This is a genomic window from Mesorhizobium sp. L-8-3, from assembly GCF_016756615.1.
Classification (GTDB): Bacteria; Pseudomonadota; Alphaproteobacteria; order Rhizobiales; family Rhizobiaceae.
Genome location: NZ_AP023262.1, coordinates 7795127 through 7819182, shown reverse-complemented (window position 1 = coordinate 7819182; position 24056 = coordinate 7795127). Strand labels below are relative to the sequence as shown.

Sequence of the window (24056 nt, the reverse complement as noted above, 5' to 3'; positions counted from 1 at the left end):
GGATGGGACGACCGTCCCGTCCCGGATGGGAGAAAGAGATCATGACAGATCATGCCGATGACCCGATCACCGCGACGGTGATCCAGGCCAGCCTCGTCGCTGCCTCGGACGAGATGTTCGCGGTTCTCAGGAAGACCGCGATGAGCCCGATCATCTACGAGGTGCTCGACGTCGGCACCGGCATCACCGACAAGGACGGCGAACTGGTGAGTTCGGGCGCCGGCATCCCGACCTTTGTCGGCGTGCTCGACAAGGCGGTGAAACGCATCGTAGGCCTGCACGGGCTCGATAGCATCCGCGACGGCGACTGCTTCGTCACCAACGATCCCTATTATGGGGGCGTCACCCATCTGAACGACGTCGTCATCGCCATGCCCGTATTCGCGGGCGGCGAATGTGTGGCCTGGGCGGCCTCGATCGCCCATTGGAACGATGTCGGCGGCCGCACGCCCGGTTCCATGGCGGTCGACGTTTCGGAGATTTTCCAGGAGGGGCTGCGCCTGCCGGCCGTGAAACTGTTCGAGGCCGGACGGCCGATCGCTTCCGTCTTCGACATCATATCGGCCAACTCGCGCCTGCCCGATTTCGTGCGGGGCGATCTCTGGGCCCAGGTCGCCGCCAGCCGCAAGGCCGAGACGCGCATCAGGCAGCTTGTCGAGACCTATGGCGCAGCGGCCTATCACGCCGCGATCGACGACCTGTTCCGGGAAGGCGAACGTCGCGGCCGCGCCGGGCTGGGGTCCATTCCGCAAGGCGTCTATTCGATAGAGGAGGAGCAGGACGACGGCGCGATCTGGCGCGCCTCGATCACCGTCTCGGCCGAACGCTTCACGGTCGACCTATCAGGCAATCCGCAGCAGCGCGACGCGCCCTACAACACCAGCCGCGACGGGGCCGTCATTTCCTGTCAGATGATCTTCAAGGCGCTGACCGACCCGACCCTCTTCGCCAATGCCGGATCGTTCCGGGCGCTGGAGGTCGTCACTGAGCCCGGCACCATCTTTCACGCCGAGGGCAATGCTCCGCATGGCTATTATTTCGAGACGCGCATCCGCCTCTACGACATGTTGTGGCGCTGCATGGCCGAGGCTTTGCCGGACCGGTTGCCGGCCGGGCATTTCGCCTCGATCTGCGGCACGGTCATTGCCGGCGACCATCCCGACACCGGTCGCCGCTTCACCATGGTCGAGCCGCAGATGGGCGGCTGGGGCGCCACGGCGGCGCGCGACGGGCTCGACGCCATGTACTCCACCAGCCATGGCGAGACCTTCAACTGTCCGGTCGAGATCTGCGAAGCCCGATACGGCATCGATGTCGGCCACAAGAGGCTGAACGAGACCGACGAAGGGCAGGGCCTGCACAAGGGTGGCAAGGGGCTTTCGGTCCGCTACCGGCTGCGTGGCCGCGCGGTCCTCTCGGCCGGCTACAGCCGCAACCGCCGGCCGGTCTGGGGGCTTGCCGGCGGCGCCAGCGGCGGCACCAACGGACTTTCGGTGCGCCGCCGCGACGGCAGCCTCGAACGCCACGCCTTCGTCAGCGGCCTCGTTGTCGAGCCCGGCGACGAGATACTGATCGACACCGCCAATGGCGGCGGCTGGGGGCAGATGCAGGGAAGGGGTTGACTTGCGCCGCTACCGCTCTCGCGAATGCGCGGCCACCTGATCGGCGGGTGGCGGCACGCCCGGCACTCTCGATCAATTCTTGATGACCCCTCGCGTTCCCGATTGACGCCAGCGGCGGCATCGACGATTTTCTGACGCATGCTTTCACCGTCGACGTCTTGCGGCCTGCTCCCCGCCGGGCAGGATTTCTTCACGTCGTGTCCGATCAGATCATGCCGAAACAGGCCGTGCCACGATGCCGAAAGGCGCGAGGCCGAAAACAGGCCTCGCCCTGTTTTTGCCCAGTTTTTTACAGGACCGCTCCTTCCTTCGACCCTTGCGCGGCCGCCACCTTCTCCCTGTAAATGGTTATGGGATGCACATATCGTGGAAGTACCCCTCATCCGACCTCGCCCTGGCGGGCGAGGCCACCTTCTCCCACAAGGGGAGAAGGGAAGGCTGCGGCGCGTCTCCGCCAATCGCAAACACCGACGATTTGCAGGGCCGGCCAAACTTGGCTCCAGCCTTCTCCCCTTGTGGGAGAAGGTGGCCTCGCGAAGCGAGGTCGGATGAGGGGTACCTTGGCGACGTGTAGATACCGTAGCTGTGGACGGGGAGATGACCGCCTGCCGCACCGATGGCGCCATCCCGGCTTTACAAAACTTCACATTCCCCGCGAACGACCGAAACGTCGGGGCGCTACGGTCCTCTTATCCCATCAAGACGAAAGGACCGTATCATGGAAACGAACAACGGCAACGACCCCAGGCTTCCGGCGGAAGGCGGCGGATGGCGCTCGCGGATAGTGATCGGCGGCGTAGCGCTTGTCGCGCTCGTCGGCGCGGGGCTTGCGGGCGCATGGAGCGGCGAGTTCGGCCGCGGCATGGACGGCGGTCATTTCATGCACAGCGCCTGGGGCGGCAGAGGTTTCGCCGAACGCCGGCTCGACTATGTGCTCGAGGCCGTGAAGGCGACGCCCGACCAGTCGGAGAAGATCAAGGCGATCGTCGGCAAGGCTCGCGACGACATGCGTTCGATGCGGGAAGGCTTCATCGACGCCCGCGACCAGCTCGCCGATATCCTCGGCGCGCCGACAATCGATCGCGCCGCGGCCGAGAAGGTTCGCTCCGAACGCGTCCAGGCGATCGACAACGCCTCCAAGACCATGTCGGCCGCTTTGCTCGACGCGGCCGAAGTGCTCACGCCGGAGCAGCGCAAGGAGTTGCTCGACCACTTCAAGGAGCGCCGCGCCTTCGGCCGCTGGTAGGCTGGCCCGGCATCAGCGAGAGGAAGTCCACGCTTCCTCTCCCCTTGCTGGCGGTTTTTTGGGGCTGACACTCGGTGCGCCCTTCGAGGCTCGCTGCGCTCGCACCTCAGGATGAGGGAGGTCGTGCCAGCCCCCTTTGTCCTGAGATGTGTAGTGCTGACGCCCCGGTTCGGGTACGCAGCGCCGGCGTCCCTCGGTTCGGGTGCGCAGCGCCGGCGTCGCTCGGTTCGGGTGCGTAGCGCCAACCTCCCTCATCCTGAGGTGCGAGCGCAGCGAGCCTCGAAGGACGCACCAAGAGGGGTCCAAAGCACCCAGTAGCGGTACTGGATGGACAAGGCGTGTTGCCAAGCCGGGCTCCAGGGCCAAGGATGGCGCGTTTCGAGAACGGCGGACGGAATGGCTGAACAGATATTGATCGTCGACGACGACACCAGGCTTTCGGCCATGCTCGCCGACTATCTCTCGGCCAACGGCTTCACCGTCCTCACCGCGCCGAACGGACATCAGGGCCTTGCGGAGCTGTCGCGCCGCGCCCCGGATGCCGTCGTGCTCGACGTCATGCTGCCCGACATGGACGGCTTCGAGACCTGCCGGCGCATGCGCGCCGTCTCCGACGTGCCTATCCTTATGCTCACCGCCAAGGGTGACGAGACCGACCGCATCGTCGGGCTGGAGATCGGCGCGGACGACTATCTGCCCAAACCCTTTAATCCGCGCGAGTTGCTGGCGCGGCTGCGCGCCATCCTGCGCCGTCGCGGCGCAGCGACGGCGGCCCCGTCCAGGATCCTTCGTTTCGGGCGGCTGGAGGTCGATCCCGGTTCGCGTTCGGTGCGCATCGACGGCCAGGAGCGCCCGCTGACCAGCTACCAGTTCGACCTTCTGGTGGCGCTCGCCGGGAATGCCGGCCGCACCTTGTCGCGCGAGCAGCTCATGGACATGGTGCGCGGCGAGGAGCTCGACGCGTTCGATCGCTCGATCGACGTCCATGTCTCGCGCATCCGAGCCGCGATCGAGACCGATCCGAAACATCCGCGCCGCATCGTCACCGTGCGTGGCACCGGCTACGTCTTCGCCCGCTACCAGGACGATGACAGATGATCCGCCGCACCCTGTTCCTGAAGATCTACCTCACCTTGATCGCCAGCCTCGCTCTGGTCGCGGCATCGAGCGCGCTGTTCGTGCATTTCAATTCGGGCGAGACGGAGACAAGCTGGCGCGAGCGGCGCGAACGTGTGGTTGCGGCCCTCCTGCCGGCCGATGCCGATCCGGCCGCCTTCCAGGCGACTGTCGGCCGGCTCGCCGAGGCGCTTGACGCGGATCTCTCCGTCTACAGTGCCGATCGCAGGCTGCTCGCTTCCGCCGGGGCGCCGTTCCCGGCAGACGTCCTGTCGCGGGGCGGACGCCGCGACGGTCTCGACGGCCGCATCTTCATCTTCAGATTGTCCGATGGCCGCACGGTCGCCGCGCGCATGGACAGGCCTTTCGGTCCGGGTGGTGGCGGGCGCAATCCGCTCGCCTGGCTCGCCATGATCGCGGCCGTCATCGGGCTCGCCGCCTATCCGGTCGTCCGCCACCTGACGCGCCGGCTCGAACGATTGCGGCGCGGCGTCGATGCCTGGGGCGGCGGAGCGCTCGCCACGCGCGTTGCCGACGATGGTCACGACGAGGTTGCGGCCGTGGCGCGCAGCTTCAACAAGGCGGCCGACCATATAGAGCGGTTGCTCGCCGCGCACCGCTCGCTGCTCGCCAATGCCAGCCACGAACTGCGTTCGCCGCTGGCGCGGCTGCGCATGGCGATCGACCTCTTCGAACAGTCGGGAAGTGCTGCCAGCCGCGACGAGATCCTCCGGAACCTCGGCGAACTGGACACGCTCGTGGAAGAGATCCTGCTCGCCAGCCGGCTCGATCATGTCGAAAAGCTCGACCTCGTCGAACCCGTGGACCTGCTCGCCGTCGCGGCCGAAGAGGGAGCGCGTGCCGGCGTGGAGGTGACCGGCGCGCCGGCCATGGTCTCGGGCGATCCGAGGCTTATCGCCAGGCTGGTGCGCAATCTCGTCCAGAATGCGCAGCGCCACGGCGCGCCGCCGGTGGGCATCGACGTTGCGCAAGCAGGCGACGTCGCCAGGCTTGCCGTGCGCGACCATGGCCAGGGCGTGCCGGAAGTCGAGCGTGATCGCGTCTTCGAACCGTTCTACCGGCCGTCGGGCCGGAGCGAGACGGCAGGCGGATGGGGGCTCGGGCTGTCGCTCGTGCGCCAGATCGCCCGTCATCACGGCGCATCGCTGCGTTACGAAACGCCGGCGGATGGCGGCGCGCGCTTCGTCGTGGAGTTCCCGGCTGGCCGATAAGGACGGGTCTCGGCTCGCGCCGTTCCTCGAAACACGGCACTTGGCTTCCCTCACGCCGGTCAGTACCCTGAAGCAGATGCACTCGAGGGAGGGAGCCGGGCATGCAACCAATTACAGGTTGGTTTCTCCGTCGTCGGAGCGCATGGATACTCCTCGCGGCCATGGCGCTGCCGGCGAGTGGCACGTCGGCCCAGACGGTCACGCCGGATCGGGTCGAAGCCGCGCTGTCGAAGCTCGAACCCCTGGCCGAAAGGATCGTGGCGGACGGTGGCGTGCCGGGCCTCGCCATCGGTGTCGTGCACAATGACAAGGTCGTCTATCTGAAGGGTTTCGGGCGGCGCGAGGCCGGCAAGCCCGACGTGGTGGACGCCGACACGGTGTTCCAGATCGCCTCGCTCTCCAAGCCGGTCTCCGCCACGGTGGTCGCTGCGCTTGTCGGCGACGGGCGCGTTTCCTGGGATTCGAAGATCGGCGATCTTGATCCGGCCTTTCGGCTCGCCGATCCCTATCCGACGAGCGAACTCACGGTCCGTGACCTGTTCGCACACCGCAGCGGGCTCCCGGGGACCGCGGGCGATGACCTCGAAGGCATCGGCTACGACCGCGGAGAGATCCTGCGCCGCCTGAGGTTCGTGTCGCCGTCGTCGAGCTTTCGCGCGGGCTATTCCTACAGCAATTTCGGATTGACGGAAGGCGCCGTTGCTGCCGCGAAGCCGATGGGCAAGCCATGGGAGGATGTCGCCGAGGAAAGGCTCTACCGGCCGCTCGGAATGAACTCGACCAGTTCCCGCCATGCCGACTTCGTCGAGCGTGCAAACCGTGCCACCCTTCACATCGAGGTGGATGGGGCCTGGGCCGCGAAGGTCGAGCGTGATCCCGATGCACAGGCGCCTGCGGGCGGCGTCAGTTCCACGGTCCGTGACCTCGCGCAGTGGATGCGCCTTGAACTGGCCGCCGGAGCCGTTGACGGCAAGCCGGTGATAGCGGCCGACGCGCTTGAACAGACCCATGTTCCTCTGATGGCGCGCGGCAGCAACCCTGTCACCGGCGGCACATCTTTCTATGGCCTCGGCTGGAATGTCGAATTTGGCCGCCATGGGCTGAGTTGGGGTCATGCCGGCGCCTTCAGCGTCGGTGCGCGCAGCCTGGTGACGCTGTTCCCGAAGGAGGAACTCGGTATCGTCATACTTGCCAACGCCTTTCCGACCGGTGTTCCCGAGGGGCTGTCCGACAGTTTCGCCGACCTCGTGTTCGACGGCACGATCGGAAAGGACTGGGTAGAGGCCTGGGACGCGATCTATGGCGGCATGTTTGGTCCCGTGGTTGCGGCTGCCAAAGCCACCTATGCCTCTGCGCCAACGCCTGCAACGCCGGCCAGGCCCATGGATGCCTATGAGGGCCGCTACGCCAACGAGTTCGTCGGCGATGCCGTCGTTTCGGGTGAAGGAAACAGCCTGGTGCTCAAGGTGGGTCCGGATGGTGCTCGATCCTATTCCCTGCAGCACTTCGACCGGGATATTTTCCTGACTTTTCCGGATGCGGAGATGCCGGACAGGCCCTCCGGCGTGAGCTTCGCGATCGGCCCTGATGGCAAGGCATCGGCCATGACGATCGAGTTCCTCGACGAGAACAACCTCGGCGTGCTGCGCCGCGCGGGAGACTGACGCTCGGGATCGCCCCTTGCGTGGCGGGATGCCCGTCCGAGGCGGCGCGCGCTTCGTTGTGGAGTCTCGGGCGACACGGTGAGAAATGCTTCCCTCTCGCAGGATCGCTTCTTGCCGGCCTGCGATATCGCGACCGCCGTGGCTGCTGCGCATGGTCGATGTGCTTGACTGCACGCGTCCTGGAAGGCCAATGCGTACCCTCCTTCTACTGGCGCAGGCCGGAGCATTTGTACTCCAGCGGAGACGAGGAGCCACAAGACAATGGACAATCTGTCGAACCCTGAACCGATCCTGGAGATTGTGATCGGCACGCTCGGGGTGGTCCTGGTGATCTTCGTGCATGGGGCGGGAATTCGATCCATCAGCCGCCGCTTCAACAGGTCCTGGATCAGGGTAGAGCGAAACGGCTTCTGGCGTCCGAACCTTCTGCTTGGTCTTACGATCGGATCGCTGGCCGGCCTGCACTTTCTGGAGACACTGATCTGGGCCGTTCCGATATCTCACGGGGAACTGATTCACTCGATGCGGGACAGCTACTATTTCGTGCTGGAAAGCTACACGACGCTCGGAGCGGGGAACATTTCCTTGCCCGATCAGTGGCGATTGCTCGGACCCAGCATCGCAATGTCGGGGCTGTTCACCTTCGGCTGGACGGGAAGCGTGCTCGTGAGCATCATGACGGAATTCGGGAAGCTCGACCGGAAACGGGCGAGAAGCCTGGATTCCCGGGCAACCGACGGGCCGCCAGAGTCCGGCACGAACTGACGGCGCGCGCTTCCGGTTCGGCTCTCTCGCGCCCCGCAAAACCGCTGTTCATCTTTGCTGGAGTAGCTCTCGATCTTCGGACTATTTCTCCGATACGCCGGCCTCGGCAAAGCTTGCCATCCCGGCGTGGCAGGCGAGCGCCGAGCGCATGAGGTTTACGGCAAGGCAAGCACCGGACGCCTCGCCAAGCCTCATGTTGAAATCGAGTAGCGGCTTCAGGCCGAGCCTTGCGAGCAGCTCGCGATGGCCGGCCTCAGCCGACATATGGGCGGCGAGCGCATGGGCAAGCCCGGTGGGCCGCAACCTGGCCAGAGGCGCGGCGGCCGCCGTGCAGACGAAGCCGTCGAGCAGGACGGGGATCCGATAGCACCGCGCGGCGAGCACCGCGCCGAAGATCGCGGCCAGCTCGCGGCCGCCGACTCTTGCCAGCGCCGCCAGCGGATCGGAAAGGGCTGCGCCGTGGAACGCGGTGGCCGCATCGACTGCCGCTGCCTTGCGCGAGAGCCCGGCATCGTCGACGCCGGTGCCGCGCCCGACCCAGTCGGCACCCTTGCCGCCGAACAACGCTGCGGCCAGCGCCGCCGCCGCGGTGGTGTTGCCGATGCCCATCTCGCCCAGGCAAAGCAGGTCGGTCTTCGGGGAGACGGCGTCGTAGCCGGTCGAGACGGCGGCGAGGAACTCGTCCTCCGTCATCGCCGGTGCCGCCGTGAAGTCCGCTGTCGGCCGCTCGATCTCCAGCGGCACGACGGTGAGCTCGGCTCCGGCCGCACGCGCAAGCTGGTTGATCGCGGCGCCGCCGGCCGCGAAGTTGGCGACCATCTGCGCCGTCACCTCGGCCGGGAAGGCCGAGACCCCGCGCGCGGTCACCCCATGCGAACCGGCAAAGACGATCACGGCCACCTGGTCGAGCCTGGGCACGGCGCGGCCCTGCCAGCCGGCCAGGAATATCGCCAGTTCCTCGAGCCGGCCGAGGCTGCCCTGGGGCTTGGTCAGCGTGTCCTGCCTTGCGGCGGCAGCCATCGACGCTTGCTCGTCACGTTCGGGTAGGTCGTTGCAGGCGGCGGATAGCTGCTCGATCGAAGAGAAACGGCTCATGGATGCTCCCTAAAGCAATTCGAGAGTGCGCGAGCGGTGTTGCGCGAAAGACAGGATACTCTCAGGTGAAGAAGATGGATGCTGCGACGAGGGTGATGATCTCGCCGCCTTGCTGCAGCGCGCCGAGCACGTCGCCGGTCTGGCCGCCGATCTGCCGTTCGCTGAGACGTTTCAGGAAGAAGAACCAGAGCGCGATCGCGATCGTTGCGACCAGTGCGGGCGCAAAGCCGAAGGCGCCGAACAGGCAGACGGCGCCGATCGCCAGCGCGCCGATCGCCACCGGCCAGTCGACATTGCCCGCCCTGGCCGAAAGCCCTGTCAGCCGGGCCGGCGGCACCAGCGCCATGAATGCCGGGATCAGGGCGCGCGATGCCACATGCGCCGCGACCAGGCCAGCGAGCGCGGCGTCAGGCGTGGCGAGCGCGGCGATCGCCGACCAGCGTATGAGGAAGGTGACGACGATGGTGGCGACGCCGAAGGTTCCGAGCCGGCTGTCGCGCATGATCTCCAGCTTGCGCTCGCGCGTCGCGCCGCCGCCGAAGCCGTCGGCGACATCGGCGGCGCCGTCCTCATGCAGGCAGCCGGTGATGCACAGGATCGCGGTCAATGCCAGCGCGGCGGTTACGAGTGCCGGGGCTCCGGCCGTGAAGCCCAGCCAGAACACGATCCATCCGCCGATCGCGACCACCACGCCGGCCAACGGCGCGGCCCATTGCGCGTCGGCGAAGCTGCGTTCCCCTTCGGCCAGCCAGCCCAGCGGCAGCCGGGTGTAGAAGGTCAGGCACAGAATGATGTCGGCGAAGAGAGCCCGGCCCTGATTCAAAACTCAGCCTCTTGCGATCGCATGGAAGAAGGTGCCGGTGACATGGCCGCGCCGGGCGCCCGAGGGGCCGATCGGCGCACCGAGCCCGTCGGCGATGTCGGCGAGCGGCTCGTCAGTCGCGGGCGCGATCACCTGCGCATAGTGGAATTCATGGCCGCGTATCGTCGTTCCGGCGGTGCCGATCGGGCAATCCGCTCGGAGCGAGGCTTGCCGATAGCCGAGATTCATCTTGCGCCTGGCGAAGCTGGTCGCATGGCCGAGAAGGCCGAGCATGCGGTGGGCCGCCCCATCGGCATCCTCGATCGCTTCCCCGAGCACCATGAAGCCGCCGCACTCGCCATGGACCGGATTGCCGGCGGCGAAGCGCTCCATGCCGGCCCGGAAGGTCCCGGCCGCCGCCAGCCGCCCGGCATGCAGTTCGGGATAGCCGCCCGGCAGCCAGCAGACATCGCAGCTTGCATCGGGCGCCTGGTCGGCGAGCGGAGAAAAGGGGACGATCTCGGCACCCTGGCGCTGCCAATGCCCGGCAAGATGCGGATAGAGGAAGGTGAAGGCGGCGTCTTCGGCGAGCGCGATGCGCTGGCCCGGCGGCGGCAGCGCATGGTTGAAATCGCCACCGGCGGGCACGAAAGGAGCCGCGAGCGCGAGGATGCGGTCGAGATCGAGGGAGACTTCCATCACATCGGCCATGCGCTCGATGAAATCCTCGAGCGCGGCATATTCGCTGGCCTGCACGAGGCCGAGATGCCGTTCCGGCATCGCCATCCTGGGGTCGCGCATGATCGCGCCGACCACGGGCAGCCCGATCTCTTCGATCGCGTCGGCTGCCAGCCGGCGATGGCGTTCGCTGCCGACCCGATTGAGCACTACGCCGGCGATTTGGACGCCGGGATCATATGTGGCAAAGCCCTTGGCCACAGCCGCGGCGGTCTGCGACTGGCCGGACACGTCGAGCACCAGCAGCACCGGCAAACGGTAGAGCCGGGCAAGATCGGCGGCCGCACCCGTCCGCCCCGGCTCCGAGCGGATACCGTCGAACAGGCCCATGGCGCTTTCGGCAATCACGATATCGGCCTCCGCCGCACAGCGCTCGGCCAGCGCGCCGAGCAGGGCCGGCGCCATCGCCCAGCTGTCGAGATTGACACCGGGCACGCCCGTCGCAGCCGCATGGAAACCGGGATCGATATAGTCCGGTCCCGACTTCGCGCCCTGAACGCGCAACCCCCGCCGCCTCAGCGCCCGCAGCAGGCCGATCGTCACGCTGGTCTTGCCCGAGCCGGAGCGCGGCGCGCCGATGATGAAGCCGAGACAGCCGGTCATCGTGGCTCTCCCGGCTTGCGGTCAAGGCGAGTGCAGAAAGCAAAGCTTGGCGCGGCTTCGCGGCCGGCTGACCACTGCCATGAAAGCAGGACGGAAAACCTTTTTATTTCAGTTGGATACGGTTTAGCGAAATACCCCTCTCTGTCCTGCCGGACATCTCCCCCACAAGGGGGGAGACTGGCTGTCATCGATGACGGCTCTCGTCCTGCAACGTTGACGATTGGCGAAATCCAAGCGGCCGGCCGGTCTCCCCCTTGTGGGGGAGATGTCCGGCAGGACAGAGAGGGGTGCGAAGACGCGCGGCACTCATCCAGGATGGCGCCCGACGCCGGCCGGTGGGTCTCATCGGATCGCCCCCTCGCAAGCTCGGCCACGTTCTCCAACAGGGGGAGAAGGGAAGGCGCGCACAAAGCTCTCGGCAAGTCGTCGGCGTTGGTGACTTGCAGAGGCGGCAATGCCAAACTCCAGCCTTCTCCCCTTGTGGGAGAAGGTGGCCTCGCCCGAAAGGGCGAGGTCGGATGAGGGGTTGGCCTGCCGCGACGCCTTCTGGCCGAACACGGAGAGAAGGCTATCGCCCGAATAGGCGCGCCCGGTGAACGACGAGTGGCGCACGTCGCGTTCATGCGGACCGCATCAGCCTTTCCAGCGCGATCAGCTCCGCGCGCATCGACACGATTTCGCCGACCACAATCAGGGCGGGCGAGGCGAAATCTTGCGCCGTGGCTTCGTCGGCGATCGCTTCGAGCGTCGAGACCAGCACACGTTCCTGCGACGTGGTTGCCGCCATGATCACGGCTGCCGGCGTCGAAGGTCTTAACCCGCCGGACACCAGCGCGGCAGTGATCCGCGCGAGATTGCGCAGGCCCATATAGACGACGATCGGTTGCCCGGTGCGGGCGAGCGCTGCCCAGTCGAGATCGTCCTCGGTGCCGGCATGGCCGGTGGCCAGGATGATCGCCTTGTTCAGGCCGCGCATCGTGGCCGGGATGCCGGCACTGGCCAGCGCGCCGAAGGCCGAGGTCACGCCGGGCAGGATACGGAACGGGATACCGGCCTGTGCCAGCGCCAGCGCCTCCTCGCCCCCGCGGCCGAAAACATAGGGGTCGCCGCCCTTCAGGCGAAGAACACGGCGTTTCTTGCGGGCAAGGGAGATGAGCAGCGCGGTGATGTCGTCCTGCGCGGTCGAGGCCTGGCCGCCGCGTTTGCCGGCGAAATGCAGCTCGACCCCGTGTCGCGCCGCATCGAGAATGGAGCTTTCCACCAGCGCGTCATAGACGATGGCGTCGGCATCGGCGATCGCGGCCACCACGTCGAGCGTCAGCGAGCCGACATTGCCCGGCCCGGCACCGGCGAGCCACACATGGCCGGGCTCGAAAGCCGGCATGGCCGGAGCAAGCCGGGCAATAGCGTTTTCGAGACTCATGGCGTCGACTTTCGATCGTGACGGGCCGGACCTGTCGGCCTATAGCATTGCCCATGACCAAGAACGAGCGGCCCCTGCGTCGTGGATGGACCACGGGAACCTGCGCGGCGGCGGCGAGCAAGGCCGCTTGCGCAGCGCTCCTGACTGGCGATTTCCCCGATCCGGTCGCGGTGACGCTGCCGGGCGGTCAGCAGCCGGCCTTCGCGCTGGCTCGCTGGGAAAAGGGCGAGGGCGTCGCCATGGCCGGGATCGTCAAGGATGCCGGCGACGACCCCGACGTCACCCATGGCGCGTTCGTCGCGAGCACCGTGCGCCGCGGGCCCAAGGGTTCGGGCATCGTCTACCGGGCGGGACCTGGCGTCGGCACCGTCACGCGGGCCGGCCTGCCGCTGCCGCCGGGCGAGGCCTCGATCAATCCCGTGCCGCGCCGCATGATCGCGCAGGCGATCGCCGAAGTCGCCGGCGCGGATGCCGATTTCGAGGTCGAGATCTCGGTGGAGGACGGCGAGGAGATCGCGAAGAAGACCCTCAACGGCCGTCTCGGCATCATCGGCGGCATCTCCATCCTCGGGACGACCGGCATCGTCATCCCGTTCTCCTGCTCGGCCTGGATCCACTCGATCTATCGCGGCATCGATGTCGCCCGCGCCGCAGGCCTCGACCATGTCGCGGGTTCCACAGGTTCCACCTCCGAGGCGGCGGTGCAGAAATTCCACGACCTGCCCGAGATCGCGCTCATCGATATGGGCGATTTCGTCGGCGGCATGCTCAAATATCTGCGCAGCCACCCGGTCCGGCGCGTGACCATCGCCGGCGGTGTCGCCAAGATGACCAAGCTCGCGCAGGGCATGCTCGACGTCCATTCCAAGCGTGGCGGGGCTGACCTCGACGCCCTCGCCGCCGTGGCGCTGGAAGCCGGCGCGGATGCCGGACTGGCCGAACGCATCCGTGGCTCCAATATGGTCGCCGAGGCATTCCAGATCGCCGTCGCCGAAGGCCTGCCGCTCGGCGACACGATCGCCGCCAAGGCATGGGCGACGGCCGCGGCCGTGCTCGACGACCCCGCGGTCGAGCTGGAGATTTTGGTCTTCGACCGCAACGGCGTGTTTCTGGGGCAGGCGCCCTTCTCTCCGTCTCATGGCGCTCCGTCTCATGGCGCGTCGCGTCCCCTGAACCGCCTTTGATAATAGGCGTCGTAGAGCGAGCTCTCGCGGAACTCCTGGGCACCCAGCGAACGACCGACGAAAATGATAGCGGTGCGTTCGACGGGATCGGCGGCGAACAGCGCCTCGATCGTGCCGAGCGTGCCTGAGATCACCTTCTCATCGGGGCGCGATGCATGGGCGACGATCGCCGCGGGACAATCGTCGCCATAGAGCGGGGCGAGTTCGGCCACGATCCGGTCGAGCGCGTGAATGGCGAGATGAATGGCGAGCGTCGCGCCGGTCGCGCCGAAACCCGCCAGCGTCTCGCCTTCCGGCATCGGCGAGGCTCGACCGGAGACACGGGTGAGAACGAGGCTCTGTCCGACTTCCGGAATGGTGAGTTCGCGGCCTAGCGCCGCCGCGGCCGCCGCGAAGGAGGGTACGCCCGGCGTCATCGTATAAGGGATATTGAGCCTCTGCAGCCGCTTGATCTGCTCGGCCACCGCGCTCCACACGGAAAGGTCCCCCGAATGCAGGCGCGCGACGTCCCGGCCGGCCGCTTCGGCGGCGGCGTATTCGGCCTCGATCTCGTCGAGCGACATCGGCGCCGTGTCGACGATGCGCGCGCCATCAGGGCAATAGTCAAGGAGTTCCCTCGGCACGATCGAGCCGGCGTAGAGGCAAACCGGGCAACGCGCGATCAGGTCGCGCCCGCGCACGGTGATGAGATCGGCCGCACCCGGCCCGGCGCCGATGAAATGGACGGTCATGGCTTGCCTTCTCCGACCGCGATCGCGCAGGTGACGGCGCCGGCGACGATGCGCGGCCCCAAGAGCCGGCCGGCTCTGCCGGCGATGGCCAGCGCGGCGGCTTCCGAGGCCGAGCCGGTTCCCGTCGTTTCGACCGACGCCGGCGAATGGCTGAGGGTCTCGACCTCCAGCAATTCCGCCTCGCCGGCGACGACCAGCGGCAAGCCCAACCGCGCCGCCGCATCGCGGATGCCTTGCTCGCTGCACTTCTGCGGCACGGTGGCCAGCGCGTCGAGCTCGCCTGCCGCCAGTCCATGGCGCGACAAGGCGTCGTCGATCGCGATCAGCACCGCATCCGTGTCGGTGTTTTTCCGGCAGCCGATCCCCGCGACGATCATGGCTTCGTCCACGACCATTGGGTGACGGGCATTGCGGGCTTCCAGCCGTTCATCGTGCCGATGGGGGCGGCGCGCGCAATGGCGACGCGGACCAGTTCGCCGCCAAGCCTGCCATGGAGCGCCATCAGGACCCCCTCCATCTCCAATGTCACCGCATTGGCGACCAGCCGGCCGCCCGCCTTCAGTGCTTCGATTGCTGCCGGCATCACGCCGTCGTCACTGCCGCCGCCGCCGACGAAGATGGCGTCGGGAGCGGCGAGCCCGGCAAGGGCTTCAGGCGCGCGGCGATTGACGACTTCAAGGGCGGGCACGCCGAAGACGGCGGCGTTGCGGCCGATCCGTGCAGCGCGCTCGGCGTCGGCCTCGATCGCGATGGCGCGCAGCGACGGATCGGCGAGCATCCATTCGACCGAGATCGATCCCGAGCCCGCGCCGATGTCCCACAGCAGCTCGCCGCGCCGCGGCGCCAGCGCCGAGAGCGTGACGGCGCGGATCTCGCGCTTGGTGATCTGGCCGTCATGCTCGAACAGGCTGTCGGCGAGGCCCGGGGCGCGGGCGAGCACCCTTGCGTCGCGGCTCGCGACAACCTCGATCGCCAGCACGTTGAGCGGATTGACATCAGCCATGGCGAAGCCGTCCGCCCGGCTGCGCGTGACCCTTTCGCCCGGGCCGCCCAAGGCTTCCAGGACGGTGATCGTCGAGCTGCCGAAGCCGGAGCCGGCGAGCAGGGCCGCGACTGCGGCCGGGCCCTTTTCGTCAGATGTCAGCACGATGATCTTCCTGCCCGGCTGGAGCACCGGGCGGACGAGTTCGATCGACTTGCCGTGCAGCGAAACGGTCTCCGTCTCCTGCAGGGCCCAGCCGAGCCGCGAGGCGGCGAGGCTGAAGGCGGAAGGCGCGGGGATCACCCTCATCTCCTCGACAGGCACGTGGCGCGCCAGGGTCGCACCGACGCCATGCAGGAACGGGTTGCCCGAGGCCAGCACGCAGACGTGGCTCCCGCGCAGCGCCCGCACATCGGCCATGGCGCTGTCGAACGGTGCAGGCCAGGCGCGGGCCTCGCCGCGGATCAACTCGGCCGCAAGGGCCAGATGCCTTTTGCCACCGAAGACCACCGTCGCTTCGGCGATCGCCCGTTTCGCCGCCTCGCCGAGGCCGGCAATGCCGTCTTCTCCGATGCCGATAACGGCGAGCCAGGCTTTTCCGGTTGATATGGCGGCGGCGGCATCCTTAGAAGGCATGATGACCTACCGCATTCTGATCCTCGGCGGCACGACGGAAGCACGCCAGCTCGCCGGCAAGCTCGCGCCGCGCCGCGATCTCGACGTGACCCTGTCGCTCGCCGGCCGTACCCAGGATCCGGTCGCGCAGCCCGTGCCGGTGCGCACCGGCGGCTTCGGCGGCGCCGAGGGCCTGGCCGCATATCTGCGCGACCACGAAATCAGGCTTCTCGTGGACGCCACCCATCCCTATGCGGCGCGCATATCGGCCAATGCCGCGCTGGCGTCGCGGCAATCGGGCGTCCCGGCGCTCAGGCTTCACCGCCCCGCTTGGCAACCCTTGCCCGGCGACCGCTGGCAGATGGTGGATGGCGCGGAGGAAGCGGTCGTCGCCTTGGGCGGTGCCTCGCGTCGTGTCTTTCTGGCGCTCGGCCGGCAGGAGATCGGTCCCTTCGAGGCCGCGCCCGCCCATTTCTATCTGATCCGCAGCGTCGATCCGGTCGAGCCGCCGCTCGCCGTGCCCGATGCCGCCTACATTCTCGGCCGCGGACCTTTCGGCGAGGCCGAGGAAACCGGCCTGCTGCAGCATTGGCGCATCGATGCGATCGTCTGCAAGAACAGCGGCGGCACGGCGACCTATGCCAAGCTTGCGGCGGCGCGCAAGCTGGATATCGATGTGCTCATGTTCCGCCGCCCCGAGGCGCCCGCCATGCCGTCCGCGGGCAGCGTCGGAGAGGCTCTGGCGATGATCGATCATCGTGCCGGCTCCGCAAAACGCGGCGAATAGACCAGCGGTGCGTGGCCCTCACGCTCGATGACGCGCGTCTCCGGAGAGCCGATGATCACGCAGGTCGCCATGTCGGCCTTGCCGGGATCGGCGTCCGAAAGCGCATAGACAGCGATGCGCTCATCCGGCCGGCCGGCCGCGCGGCCGAAGATGACGGGCGTGCTTGCGGGCAGGACCGCGCGCAGGATTTCGAAGGCTTTGCCGAGTTGCCAGGGGCGCGCCCGGCTGATCGGATTGTAGAGTGCGATCACGAAGCCGGCCGAGGCGGCGGCCTCCAGCCGGCGCTGGATCAGGTCCCATGGTTTCAGATTGTCGGACAGCGAGATCGCGCAGAAATCGTGGCCGAGTGGCGCTCCGGCGCGCGCGGCGACCGCAAGCATGGCGGTGACGCCTGGTACGATGTCGAGTTCGACGGAACGCCATTCCGGCGGGCCGTCCTCGATCGCCTCGCAAACGGCCGCCGCCATGGCGAAGACGCCGGGATCGCCGCCCGATACCACGGCAACTGTCCTGCCCGAGGCGGCCATGGTCAGCGCCGCCCTGGCGCGGGCGAGTTCCTCGCGGTTGTCCGAGGCATGCCTGGCCTGGCCGTCGCTCAGGGCGATCCGGTCGAGATAGGGGCCGTATCCGAAGAAGTCGGTCGCCTGGGCGGCGGCGGCCTGCGCCTGGGGCGTCATCTGGTCCGGGTTGCCGGGCCCCGTGCCGATTACCAGTAGCCGTCCGGTCATGGCCGCGCGTCCCAGCCCGGCACGAGCACGATCGAGAAGTAGGGCGCCGGGCTGTCTTGCCTGCCGGCGAGCGGCATGGACGCCGTGTTTTCCATGGTGCCGCGCTCGACATAGACGGCGCCTTCCAGCCGACCCGCGGCTTCGACGGCGCGCCGGATCTTGGGCAGGTTGCGGCCGATCTTCATGATCACGGCGGCCTGCGTGTCGGCGAGCCGTCTCGCCAGCTCCTTCTCGTCCATCGTGCCGGGCAGGACGGTGAGCACGTCGTCGCCCTGCACGATCGGCAGGCCGGCCTGCGACCAGCAACCCGACATCGCGGTCACGCCGGGGATTACTTCGGTTGGGAAGCGCTGCGCGAGCCTGACGTGAAGATGCATATAGGAGCCGTAGAACAGCGGATCGCCTTCGCTGAGCACCGCGACGGTGCGCCCCGCAGCGAGATGGCCTTCCACCATGGCTGCGGACTCCTCGTAGAAGCGCAGGATCGCAGCCTTGTAGGCGTCATGGTCCTTCTCGATTTCGATCGTCACGGGATAGAGCAGCGGCAGTTCGATCACATCGGGCCGCAAATGGCCGTCGACGGTTCGGCGCGCATTGCCGTTGTTGCCGCGCTTGGCGAAATGGGCGACGACGTCGGCCTCGCCGAGCGCCCGCACCGCCTTCAGCGTCAGAAGCTCGGGGTCTCCCGGGCCGGTGCCGACCCCGATCAGGCGTCCGGTTCCGTTCAAAGGCCTGCCCTCGCAATGGCGTTGACGGCGGCGGCCGTCATCGCGCTGCCACCCATGCGGCCGCGCACGATGGCGAAGGGCACGCCGAGCGAATCCTCGGCGAGAGCATCCTTCGATTCGGCCGCGCCGACGAAACCCACCGGCATGCCGATGATCGCGGCGGGCTTCGGCGCTCCTTCGCGCAGCATGTCGAGCAGACGGAAGAGCGCGGTCGGTGCATTGCCGATGGCGACCAGCGCCCCGCCGAGCCTGTCGCGCCATAGCTCCAGGGCTGCGGCGGAACGGGTGTTGCCGATCTTTTCGGCGAGGCCGGCCGTGCGCGGGTCGCGCAGCGTGCAGACCACCTCGTTCCCGGCCGGCAGGCGAGCTCGGGTCACGCCATGCGCCACCATCTCGGCGTCGCACAGGATGGGCGAACCGGACTGGAGTGCCGCGCGCGCGGCTGCGACGAAACCCGGCGAGAAGACGAATTGCGCCGCCGCCTCGACCTGACCGCAGGCATGGATCATGCGGATGGCGACGTCGGCCTCATCAGCCGAAAAACGCGAGAGATCGGCTTCGGCCCGGATGATGGCGAAGGACCGCTCGTAGATCGCCGTGCCGTCCTTGATATAGTCATATGCGGACATCATGCTTCCCGATTGTGGTGGCGCAGCAGCCGACCGGCGGTCAGGGCCGGGTAGCGGCTCCTTTGCCGTTTTTCTTCTCGTTCCGATAGAGCCTTGCCGCGCGTCCGAATGCGGCGGCTGCGTCGCCAATGGCGACGCTTGCGATAGGCTGGCCTTCCCGGCCGTCGCCGTGATGGATTTCGCAAGCGTCGGAGGTGCCGATCAGGGTGAAAGCGGCACGCGCCGGCTTGGCGCATTGCTTGGCGCAGCCCGAGACGTGGACGACGCCGTCGAGGCCGGACGGCAGCAGCGCGGCGATCTCAGCGGCAATGGCGCGCGCCCGCAGATGGCCTGACGCGCAGGCCGGCGCGCCTGCACAGGCGACGACGCTGCGCCTTGGGTCGGCGGCGTCGGTCAGGAAGCCGAGCGCGGCCGCTGCCTCTCGCAGCGTCTCGGCCGCTTCCGCAGTAGGGCACAGCGCAAGGAGGCTCCGCCCTTGCGCCATGAGGATTTCGTCGGCACCGGCACGCATTGCGGCATCGGCAAAAGAGACGATCTGCGCAGCGGTCGCCTGACCGAAAGGCAAGCCGATGCCGAGCGCCGTGCGCCCGTCTGAAAGGGAGAGGGTGGTGATTGGGGAGGCAGGTCCGACGAAATGTGCTCCGCCTATGCGCGTCTCACCCCCCTCTGTCCTGCCGGACATCTCCCCCTCAAGGCCCTCAAGGGGGGAGATTGGCTGGCCGCAGCCGCTCATCCTATCCTGCAGCGGTGGCGATTGCGCAGGACGACCGTGAAGGCCGATCTCCCCCCTTGAGGGGGAGATGTCCGGCAGGACAGAGGGGGGTGGGGGCGCAGCCTGCGACGATTGATTGTCGCTGCGTGTGGCTCGATCCGGTTGCGGCAAATACCGCAACGCAGCCTCCAACTCGCCGTCCGTCAGCTCTTTCGCACGCCCCGTCTTTCCTTTCGAAGCGATCGCTTCGAGGAGCGCCATCACCACCGAACCCGCCGCTTCAATCTCGACAAATCCCAACCCCCGCGCCGTCTCGCGCGTGCCGCCGATCGCCACATGCCAGACAACGGCACCGCCGCGTCGGGCCGCCTCCAGCCGCACATCCGCCAGCACCTCGCCAAGCGGCAGCCGCCCGCCGCCGTCCACGACCACCGAGACCTTCGGCCCGAGACGGGCTGACAGACCTGCGGCCGCGATCGCCTGGCGAATGCGCTCGGCAAGTGGCGAGGGATCGGCGATCTCTTCGGGATCGAGCCCGGAGAGCGCCCCCGTCTCCACCGGCACGCCGGTGCGCACATTCATATCGAGCCCGTCGATTGCCTCGGCGAGCAGCGGCGCAGTGAGCCGGGTCAGACCACGTATCTGAAGGCTGCCGCGCGCAGTCACCTCGATCTGCCCGTTGCCGAAACGCGCCGCCGCTTCGGCGATCGCGGCCAGCGTCGACGGCAATATGCCACCCGATACCGGGTTCAGCCGCGCGAGCAGCCCGTCGCCGGTCTCCATCGGGGCGGCGAGCGTCGGGCAGGCGCCCCTCACAGAGCGCCGCGCGTCCTTTTGGACGCGCAAAGGACGCTCTGCCGCTTTGGTGGCCGCCGCGCTCATGCGGCGATCTCCTGCGCGCGGGCCTCTTCGATCAGCGCGGCGAGGTCGTCGTCAATGGAATTGCGCAGCGGGTGCCAGAGGCCGCGCCGTCGCGCCGCCGCGAAACGCTCGGCGATGGCGCGTGCCGCCGCCGGGTTTTCCCGCAGCAGGAAGGCCCGCACCCTCTCGTCGCCAAGATAGGCGTCATGAACCGCCTCTATCAGTGTGCCCGGAATGGCCGCGGTCGTCTCGGCGAAGCCGATCAACCGGTCGACCGTCTCGGCAAATTCGGACGCGCCGCGCGGTCCATGCCGAAGCTGGCCGTCGATGAAGCGCGGGTTGACGGCGCGGGCGCGCACCACGCGCGTGACCGCCTCGGCCACCGAGCGCGCCCGCGGCCGGGCCGGGTCGGTCGTGTCCAGCGTGATGACGTCGGCATTGCTCCCGAGTGCTGCGAGTGCGGCGGCGAAACCGCCGATGAAGGCGACGTCGGCCGACCCTTCCAATATGTCCCGGCCGGGGTCGTCGCCGGTATGGATCAGCAGCTCGGCTTCCGCGACCCGTGCGGCGAAGGCACCCGGCAAGGCGCGGCCTTCGCCCTCGGCTCCGCCGAAGGCATGCGAGGTCGCTTCCAGATAGGCACGGCCGATCTCCCCGCGCGTCTGCCATCGCCCGGAGGCGAGAAGGTCCTCGACGCCGGCGCCGTAGCTCCCCGGCGAGGAGCCGAAGATGCGGGCGGGCGCCGATCCCGCTTTGCGGGCGGCCTCGGCGAGCGGATTGTCGCCGGCCGCTTCGTCGCGTGCGGCGACGGCGAGGGTCGCCGCATGCATCAGCGCGATCTGCGTCGGGAACATGTCGCGGAAAAGCCCCGATATCCGCCAGGTGACGTCGACGCGCGGACGTCCGAGCACCGCCGGCGGCAGCACCTCGATGCCGGTGACGCGGCCTGTCGCGGGGTCCCATTGCGGGCGGCAACCCATCAGCGCCAGCCCCTGCGCGATCTCCTCGCCGCCGGTGCGCAGGCTGGCGCTGCCCCAGAGATCGATGACCAGCGCGCGCGGCCAGTTGCCATGATCCTGCAGGTGTCGCCGCAGCACCTCTTCAGCCGCGGCCTTTCCGAGGTCATAGGCTGTCGGCGTCGGCATGGTGCGCGGATCGCTGGCGAAGAGGTTGCGTCCGGTCGGCAGCACGTCGGTTCGCCCGCGCGCCGGCGCGCCGGATGGGCCCGCCGAGATATGGCGGCCATCGAGGGCGGCGACGAGGGCCAGCCGCTCGGCCTCGGCACTTTCCCGTCGCTGCGGGTCCGTCTCGTTTTCCGCAGGTCTGCCATAGACATGCAGGCCTTCCTTGATCGAAAGGTCCTTGAGATCGCACAGCCAGGCATCGATGCGCATCAGCGCGGCGTCCGGATCGTCGGCGTCGTTGACCCCGGCTTCGCGGGCGAGGCCGGATTGCGTCGCCGTCTCGACGATGAGCTTTGCCAACCGGTCGCGGCGGCGGCGGTCGAGCCCGTCGGCTTGCGCATACTCGTCGACGAGGCGTTCCAGTTTCTGCTGGCTTTCGTCGAGCCCGGCACCGATGAGCGGCGGCGGCAGGTGGCCGATCGTGACCGCCGCGATGCGGCGCTTGGCTTGGGCCGCCTCGCCCGGATTGCTGACGATGAATGGGTAGATCAACGGCAGCGGGCCGGTGACGATCTCGGGAAAACAGTCGCGCGACAGCGCCACTGTCTTGCCCGGCAGCCATTCCAGCGTGCCATGGGCACCGACATGGACGAGTGCGTGACAGCCGAGGTTCTCCCGCAGCCAGAAGCCGAAGGCCAGAAGCGCGTGGGTCGGCGGCAAGGACGGGTCGTGATAGTCTGCCCGGCGATCCTCCGATCGTCCGCGGTCCGGCGCCAGCGCGACGGTGACGTTGCCGAACCGCGCGGCGCGGAAGGTGAAGTGAGCTGGGGAGTACCCCTCATCCGACCTCGCTTCGCGAGGCCACCTTCTCCCACAAGGGGAGAAGGAAGGAGCCTGGCTTGGCCGGCTCTGCAAATCACCAGCGTTGAAGATTGGCTGAGACCTCGCGGCGGGTCTTCCCTTCTCCCCTTGTGGGAGAAGGTGGCCGCGCGAAGCGCGGTCGGATGAGGGGTGCCGACCGGACTCAGTTTTTTCCGACAAAAGGCCAATTTCGTCTATCCGCCCCCAGGCCTCCTCGATCTTGCCCCGCGCCTGCTCGGACAGGCCGCCAAACCGCCGCCGATAGTCCGCAATCGAAATCCCTTCGCCTTCTCGCTCGAGCAACTTCAGCAGATCGCGCGGCGTCTCCGGAATGTTCTCGACCTCATAACCCTCGGCCCTGAGGTCGTGCAGCATGGCGAGCACGCTCGCCGGCACGTCGAGGCCGACCGCATAGCCAGTCCGGCCTCCCGCCGCCGGATAATCCGGGATGAGGATCGCGATGCGCCTTTCGTCGCGCGGCGTCTCACGCAGGCGCACGAGGTTCGCGGCACGGTCGGCGAACTGTTCGACACGATCGGCTTCGGGCCGGTTGACCTGGCCCTGGAAGGCGAGCGCATCGTCGGAGGCGGTGTCGGCCTTGAAGGCGATGGCGCCGGCCAGGATGCGCCCGTCGAGCTCCGGCAGCACGACATGCATGGCGAGGTCAGCCGGCGCCAGACCGCGCTGGCCGCTCTCCCAGGCTTCGCGCCGTGTCGTCGCCACCACCGCCTGCAGCACCGGCACGCCGATCCGGTCGAGCAGCGTCTCGCCGCCCTCGGCACCGCTGGCGAATGCGGTGGTCGTTACGATCAGCGACGGCTGGACCTCCCGCGCCGCCTTCTCGACGAAGGCGATCACAGCGGTGTCCTTCAGGCTCGACACGAAGATCGGCAGCGGAAAGATGCCGCGCGAAACCAGTGCCGCGCAGAGCGCGTCGACCGGCGCGACATCGGCGGCGAGCAGCATGGAGCGGTAGAACAGGATGGGCGCGACTGGCGCCCCCTGCGGCCTCGCAGCATTCAACATTTCGAGCGACACCACGCCGCGCTGCGGATCGTAGAAGCCCACCTTGGCAAGCGGCTCCGCCGGCTCTGATTCGACGTCGCTGCCGGCGTGGCGGGCGAGGCGGCGCAGAAGGCCGCGCATGTTCTGCGGCCCGCCTTCGCGGAAATAGGCGAGGAGTCCGTCGAGTTCGGCCGTCGGCAAAGTGGACAGCCCCGCCAGCGTCTCATCCGTTTCGCGGCATTCGCCGGGCAGGAGCACGAGCCGGATGCCACGCTCGCGCGCCACGGCAGCCAGCCGGTCGCAGCCATATCGCCACCAGTCATAGCCGCCGAGCAGCCGCACCAGGATCACCTTGGCGTGGCGTGCGACGCCGTCGATCCAAAGATCCACCGACATCGGGTGCCTGAGATCGCGCAGCCGGGCAAGCCGCATGGAGGGCAGGGCGGTCTCTTCCGCCTTCCATGCGGTCGCGAGGGCCGCGAGGTCGCTGTCGGTGAAGGACAATGCGACCATCTCCGCCGGCGTCTGCCTGAGATCGACGGGCTCGATCAGATCATCGAGCGATGCGGTGGTGGTCGCGAGGATATGCATCAGGGATGGGCCGACGTTCCCCTCCCCCTTGAGGGGAGGGTGGCCGCGCAGCGGCCGGGTGGGGTCAGTCCGGCAGCGCGCGAGGTCAATCTTTGCTGTTGTGAAAGCACGACGTCGCGCACGGCCGCAACAACCCCCTCTGGCTGCTGCGCAGCCATCTCCCCCTCAAGGGGGGAGAGAGGCTCGCGAAGCGGAGGTTTCATCAAAAGCTC

Annotated in this window: 20 protein-coding genes; 8 read left to right on the top strand and 12 right to left on the bottom strand. The window is 68.0% G+C overall.

Going from position 1 to position 24056, the window contains the following annotated elements:
• The first annotated feature begins 41 nt into the window (after positions 1-41).
• From JN302_RS36035 to JN302_RS36010, 6 genes are all read left to right on the top strand, one after another.
• Complete coding sequence (locus JN302_RS36035) at positions 42-1622, top strand: hydantoinase B/oxoprolinase family protein (protein ID WP_202330774.1); 1581 nt, start codon at positions 42-44, stop codon at positions 1620-1622.
• A gap of 718 nt (positions 1623-2340) precedes the next feature.
• Positions 2341-2868 (top strand): Spy/CpxP family protein refolding chaperone, encoded by a 528-nt coding sequence (locus JN302_RS36030; RefSeq protein WP_202330773.1) that lies wholly within the window; start codon positions 2341-2343, stop codon positions 2866-2868.
• A 396-nt stretch (positions 2869-3264) separates the two neighbouring features.
• Complete coding sequence (locus JN302_RS36025) at positions 3265-3966, top strand: response regulator (RefSeq protein ID WP_202330772.1); 702 nt, start codon at positions 3265-3267, stop codon at positions 3964-3966.
• Positions 3966-5216, top strand: coding sequence for a sensor histidine kinase (locus JN302_RS36020; RefSeq protein ID WP_202334563.1), 1251 nt, complete (start codon positions 3966-3968; stop codon positions 5214-5216). The genes JN302_RS36025 and JN302_RS36020 overlap by 1 nt, the downstream gene beginning before the upstream one ends.
• A 161-nt stretch (positions 5217-5377) precedes the next feature.
• Complete coding sequence (locus JN302_RS36015; RefSeq protein ID WP_244846110.1) at positions 5378-6880, top strand: serine hydrolase; 1503 nt, start codon at positions 5378-5380, stop codon at positions 6878-6880.
• A gap of 261 nt (positions 6881-7141) precedes the next feature.
• The gene (locus tag JN302_RS36010) at positions 7142-7645 is read left to right on the top strand and encodes an ion channel (RefSeq protein WP_202330770.1); all 504 of its coding nucleotides are present in this window, start codon (positions 7142-7144) and stop codon (positions 7643-7645) included.
• An 81-nt stretch (positions 7646-7726) separates the two neighbouring features.
• Here the strand turns inward: JN302_RS36010 and cobT are convergent, their stop codons facing one another.
• The 4 genes from cobT to cobA all read right to left on the bottom strand — a co-directional run bounded on the left by cobT (position 7727) and on the right by cobA (position 12306).
• Positions 7727-8740 carry a nicotinate-nucleotide--dimethylbenzimidazole phosphoribosyltransferase gene (gene cobT / locus JN302_RS36005; RefSeq protein WP_202330769.1) on the bottom strand — a complete coding sequence of 338 codons (1014 nt, stop codon included), beginning with the start codon at positions 8738-8740 and terminating at the stop codon, positions 7727-7729.
• A gap of 61 nt (positions 8741-8801) precedes the next feature.
• Positions 8802-9563: an adenosylcobinamide-GDP ribazoletransferase gene (cobS, locus tag JN302_RS36000; RefSeq protein ID WP_202330768.1), complete on the bottom strand. Its 762-nt coding sequence runs from the start codon at positions 9561-9563 to the stop codon at positions 8802-8804.
• A 3-nt stretch (positions 9564-9566) separates the two neighbouring features.
• Positions 9567-10883 (bottom strand): cobyrinate a,c-diamide synthase, encoded by a 1317-nt coding sequence (locus JN302_RS35995; RefSeq protein ID WP_202330767.1) that lies wholly within the window; start codon positions 10881-10883, stop codon positions 9567-9569.
• A gap of 619 nt (positions 10884-11502) precedes the next feature.
• Positions 11503-12306: a uroporphyrinogen-III C-methyltransferase gene (gene cobA, locus JN302_RS35990; RefSeq protein ID WP_202330766.1), complete on the bottom strand. Its 804-nt coding sequence runs from the start codon at positions 12304-12306 to the stop codon at positions 11503-11505.
• Between the two features lie 53 nt (positions 12307-12359).
• Between cobA and JN302_RS35985 the strand changes: the two genes are divergently transcribed.
• A complete protein-coding gene (locus tag JN302_RS35985) occupies positions 12360-13490 on the top strand; it encodes a cobalt-precorrin-5B (C(1))-methyltransferase (RefSeq protein WP_202330765.1) in 1131 nt (376 codons plus the stop codon).
• On the opposite strand, the gene cobM is transcribed toward JN302_RS35985, so the two are convergent.
• From cobM to cbiE, 3 genes are read right to left on the bottom strand one after another with little or no spacing between them, the layout of a single operon-like run.
• Entirely contained in the window at positions 13457-14221 is a 765-nt protein-coding gene (gene cobM / locus JN302_RS35980; RefSeq protein ID WP_202330764.1) for a precorrin-4 C(11)-methyltransferase, read from the bottom strand. The two genes, JN302_RS35985 and cobM, sit on opposite strands and share 34 nt — an antisense overlap.
• The gene (locus tag JN302_RS35975) at positions 14218-14598 is read right to left on the bottom strand and encodes a cobalamin biosynthesis protein (protein WP_202309075.1); all 381 of its coding nucleotides are present in this window, start codon (positions 14596-14598) and stop codon (positions 14218-14220) included. Before JN302_RS35975 ends, cobM begins: the two co-directional genes overlap by 4 nt.
• Positions 14595-15839: a precorrin-6y C5,15-methyltransferase (decarboxylating) subunit CbiE gene (gene cbiE, locus JN302_RS35970; protein ID WP_202330763.1), complete on the bottom strand. Its 1245-nt coding sequence runs from the start codon at positions 15837-15839 to the stop codon at positions 14595-14597. Before cbiE ends, JN302_RS35975 begins: the two co-directional genes overlap by 4 nt.
• A gap of 1 nt (position 15840) precedes the next feature.
• Between cbiE and JN302_RS35965 the strand changes: the two genes are divergently transcribed.
• On the top strand, positions 15841-16605 hold the full coding sequence (locus JN302_RS35965) for a cobalt-precorrin-6A reductase (RefSeq protein ID WP_202334562.1): 765 nt from the start codon (positions 15841-15843) through the stop codon (positions 16603-16605).
• Here JN302_RS35965 and JN302_RS35960 read toward each other — a convergent pair.
• The 5 genes from JN302_RS35960 to JN302_RS35940 are packed head-to-tail and all read right to left on the bottom strand — an operon-like array spanning position 16572 to position 23844.
• Entirely contained in the window at positions 16572-17333 is a 762-nt protein-coding gene (locus tag JN302_RS35960) for a precorrin-3B C(17)-methyltransferase (protein ID WP_202330762.1), read from the bottom strand. The two genes, JN302_RS35965 and JN302_RS35960, sit on opposite strands and share 34 nt — an antisense overlap.
• Positions 17330-18061, bottom strand: coding sequence for a precorrin-2 C(20)-methyltransferase (locus tag JN302_RS35955; RefSeq protein WP_202330761.1), 732 nt, complete (start codon positions 18059-18061; stop codon positions 17330-17332). The genes JN302_RS35960 and JN302_RS35955 overlap by 4 nt, the downstream gene beginning before the upstream one ends.
• On the bottom strand, positions 18058-18690 hold the full coding sequence (locus tag JN302_RS35950; protein ID WP_202334561.1) for a precorrin-8X methylmutase: 633 nt from the start codon (positions 18688-18690) through the stop codon (positions 18058-18060). Before JN302_RS35950 ends, JN302_RS35955 begins: the two co-directional genes overlap by 4 nt.
• A gap of 40 nt (positions 18691-18730) precedes the next feature.
• The gene (gene cobG, locus JN302_RS35945) at positions 18731-20284 is read right to left on the bottom strand and encodes a precorrin-3B synthase (protein ID WP_202330760.1); all 1554 of its coding nucleotides are present in this window, start codon (positions 20282-20284) and stop codon (positions 18731-18733) included.
• The gene (locus JN302_RS35940) at positions 20281-23844 is read right to left on the bottom strand and encodes a cobaltochelatase subunit CobN (protein ID WP_202330759.1); all 3564 of its coding nucleotides are present in this window, start codon (positions 23842-23844) and stop codon (positions 20281-20283) included. The genes cobG and JN302_RS35940 overlap by 4 nt, the downstream gene beginning before the upstream one ends.
• Positions 23845-24056 lie beyond the last annotated feature (212 nt).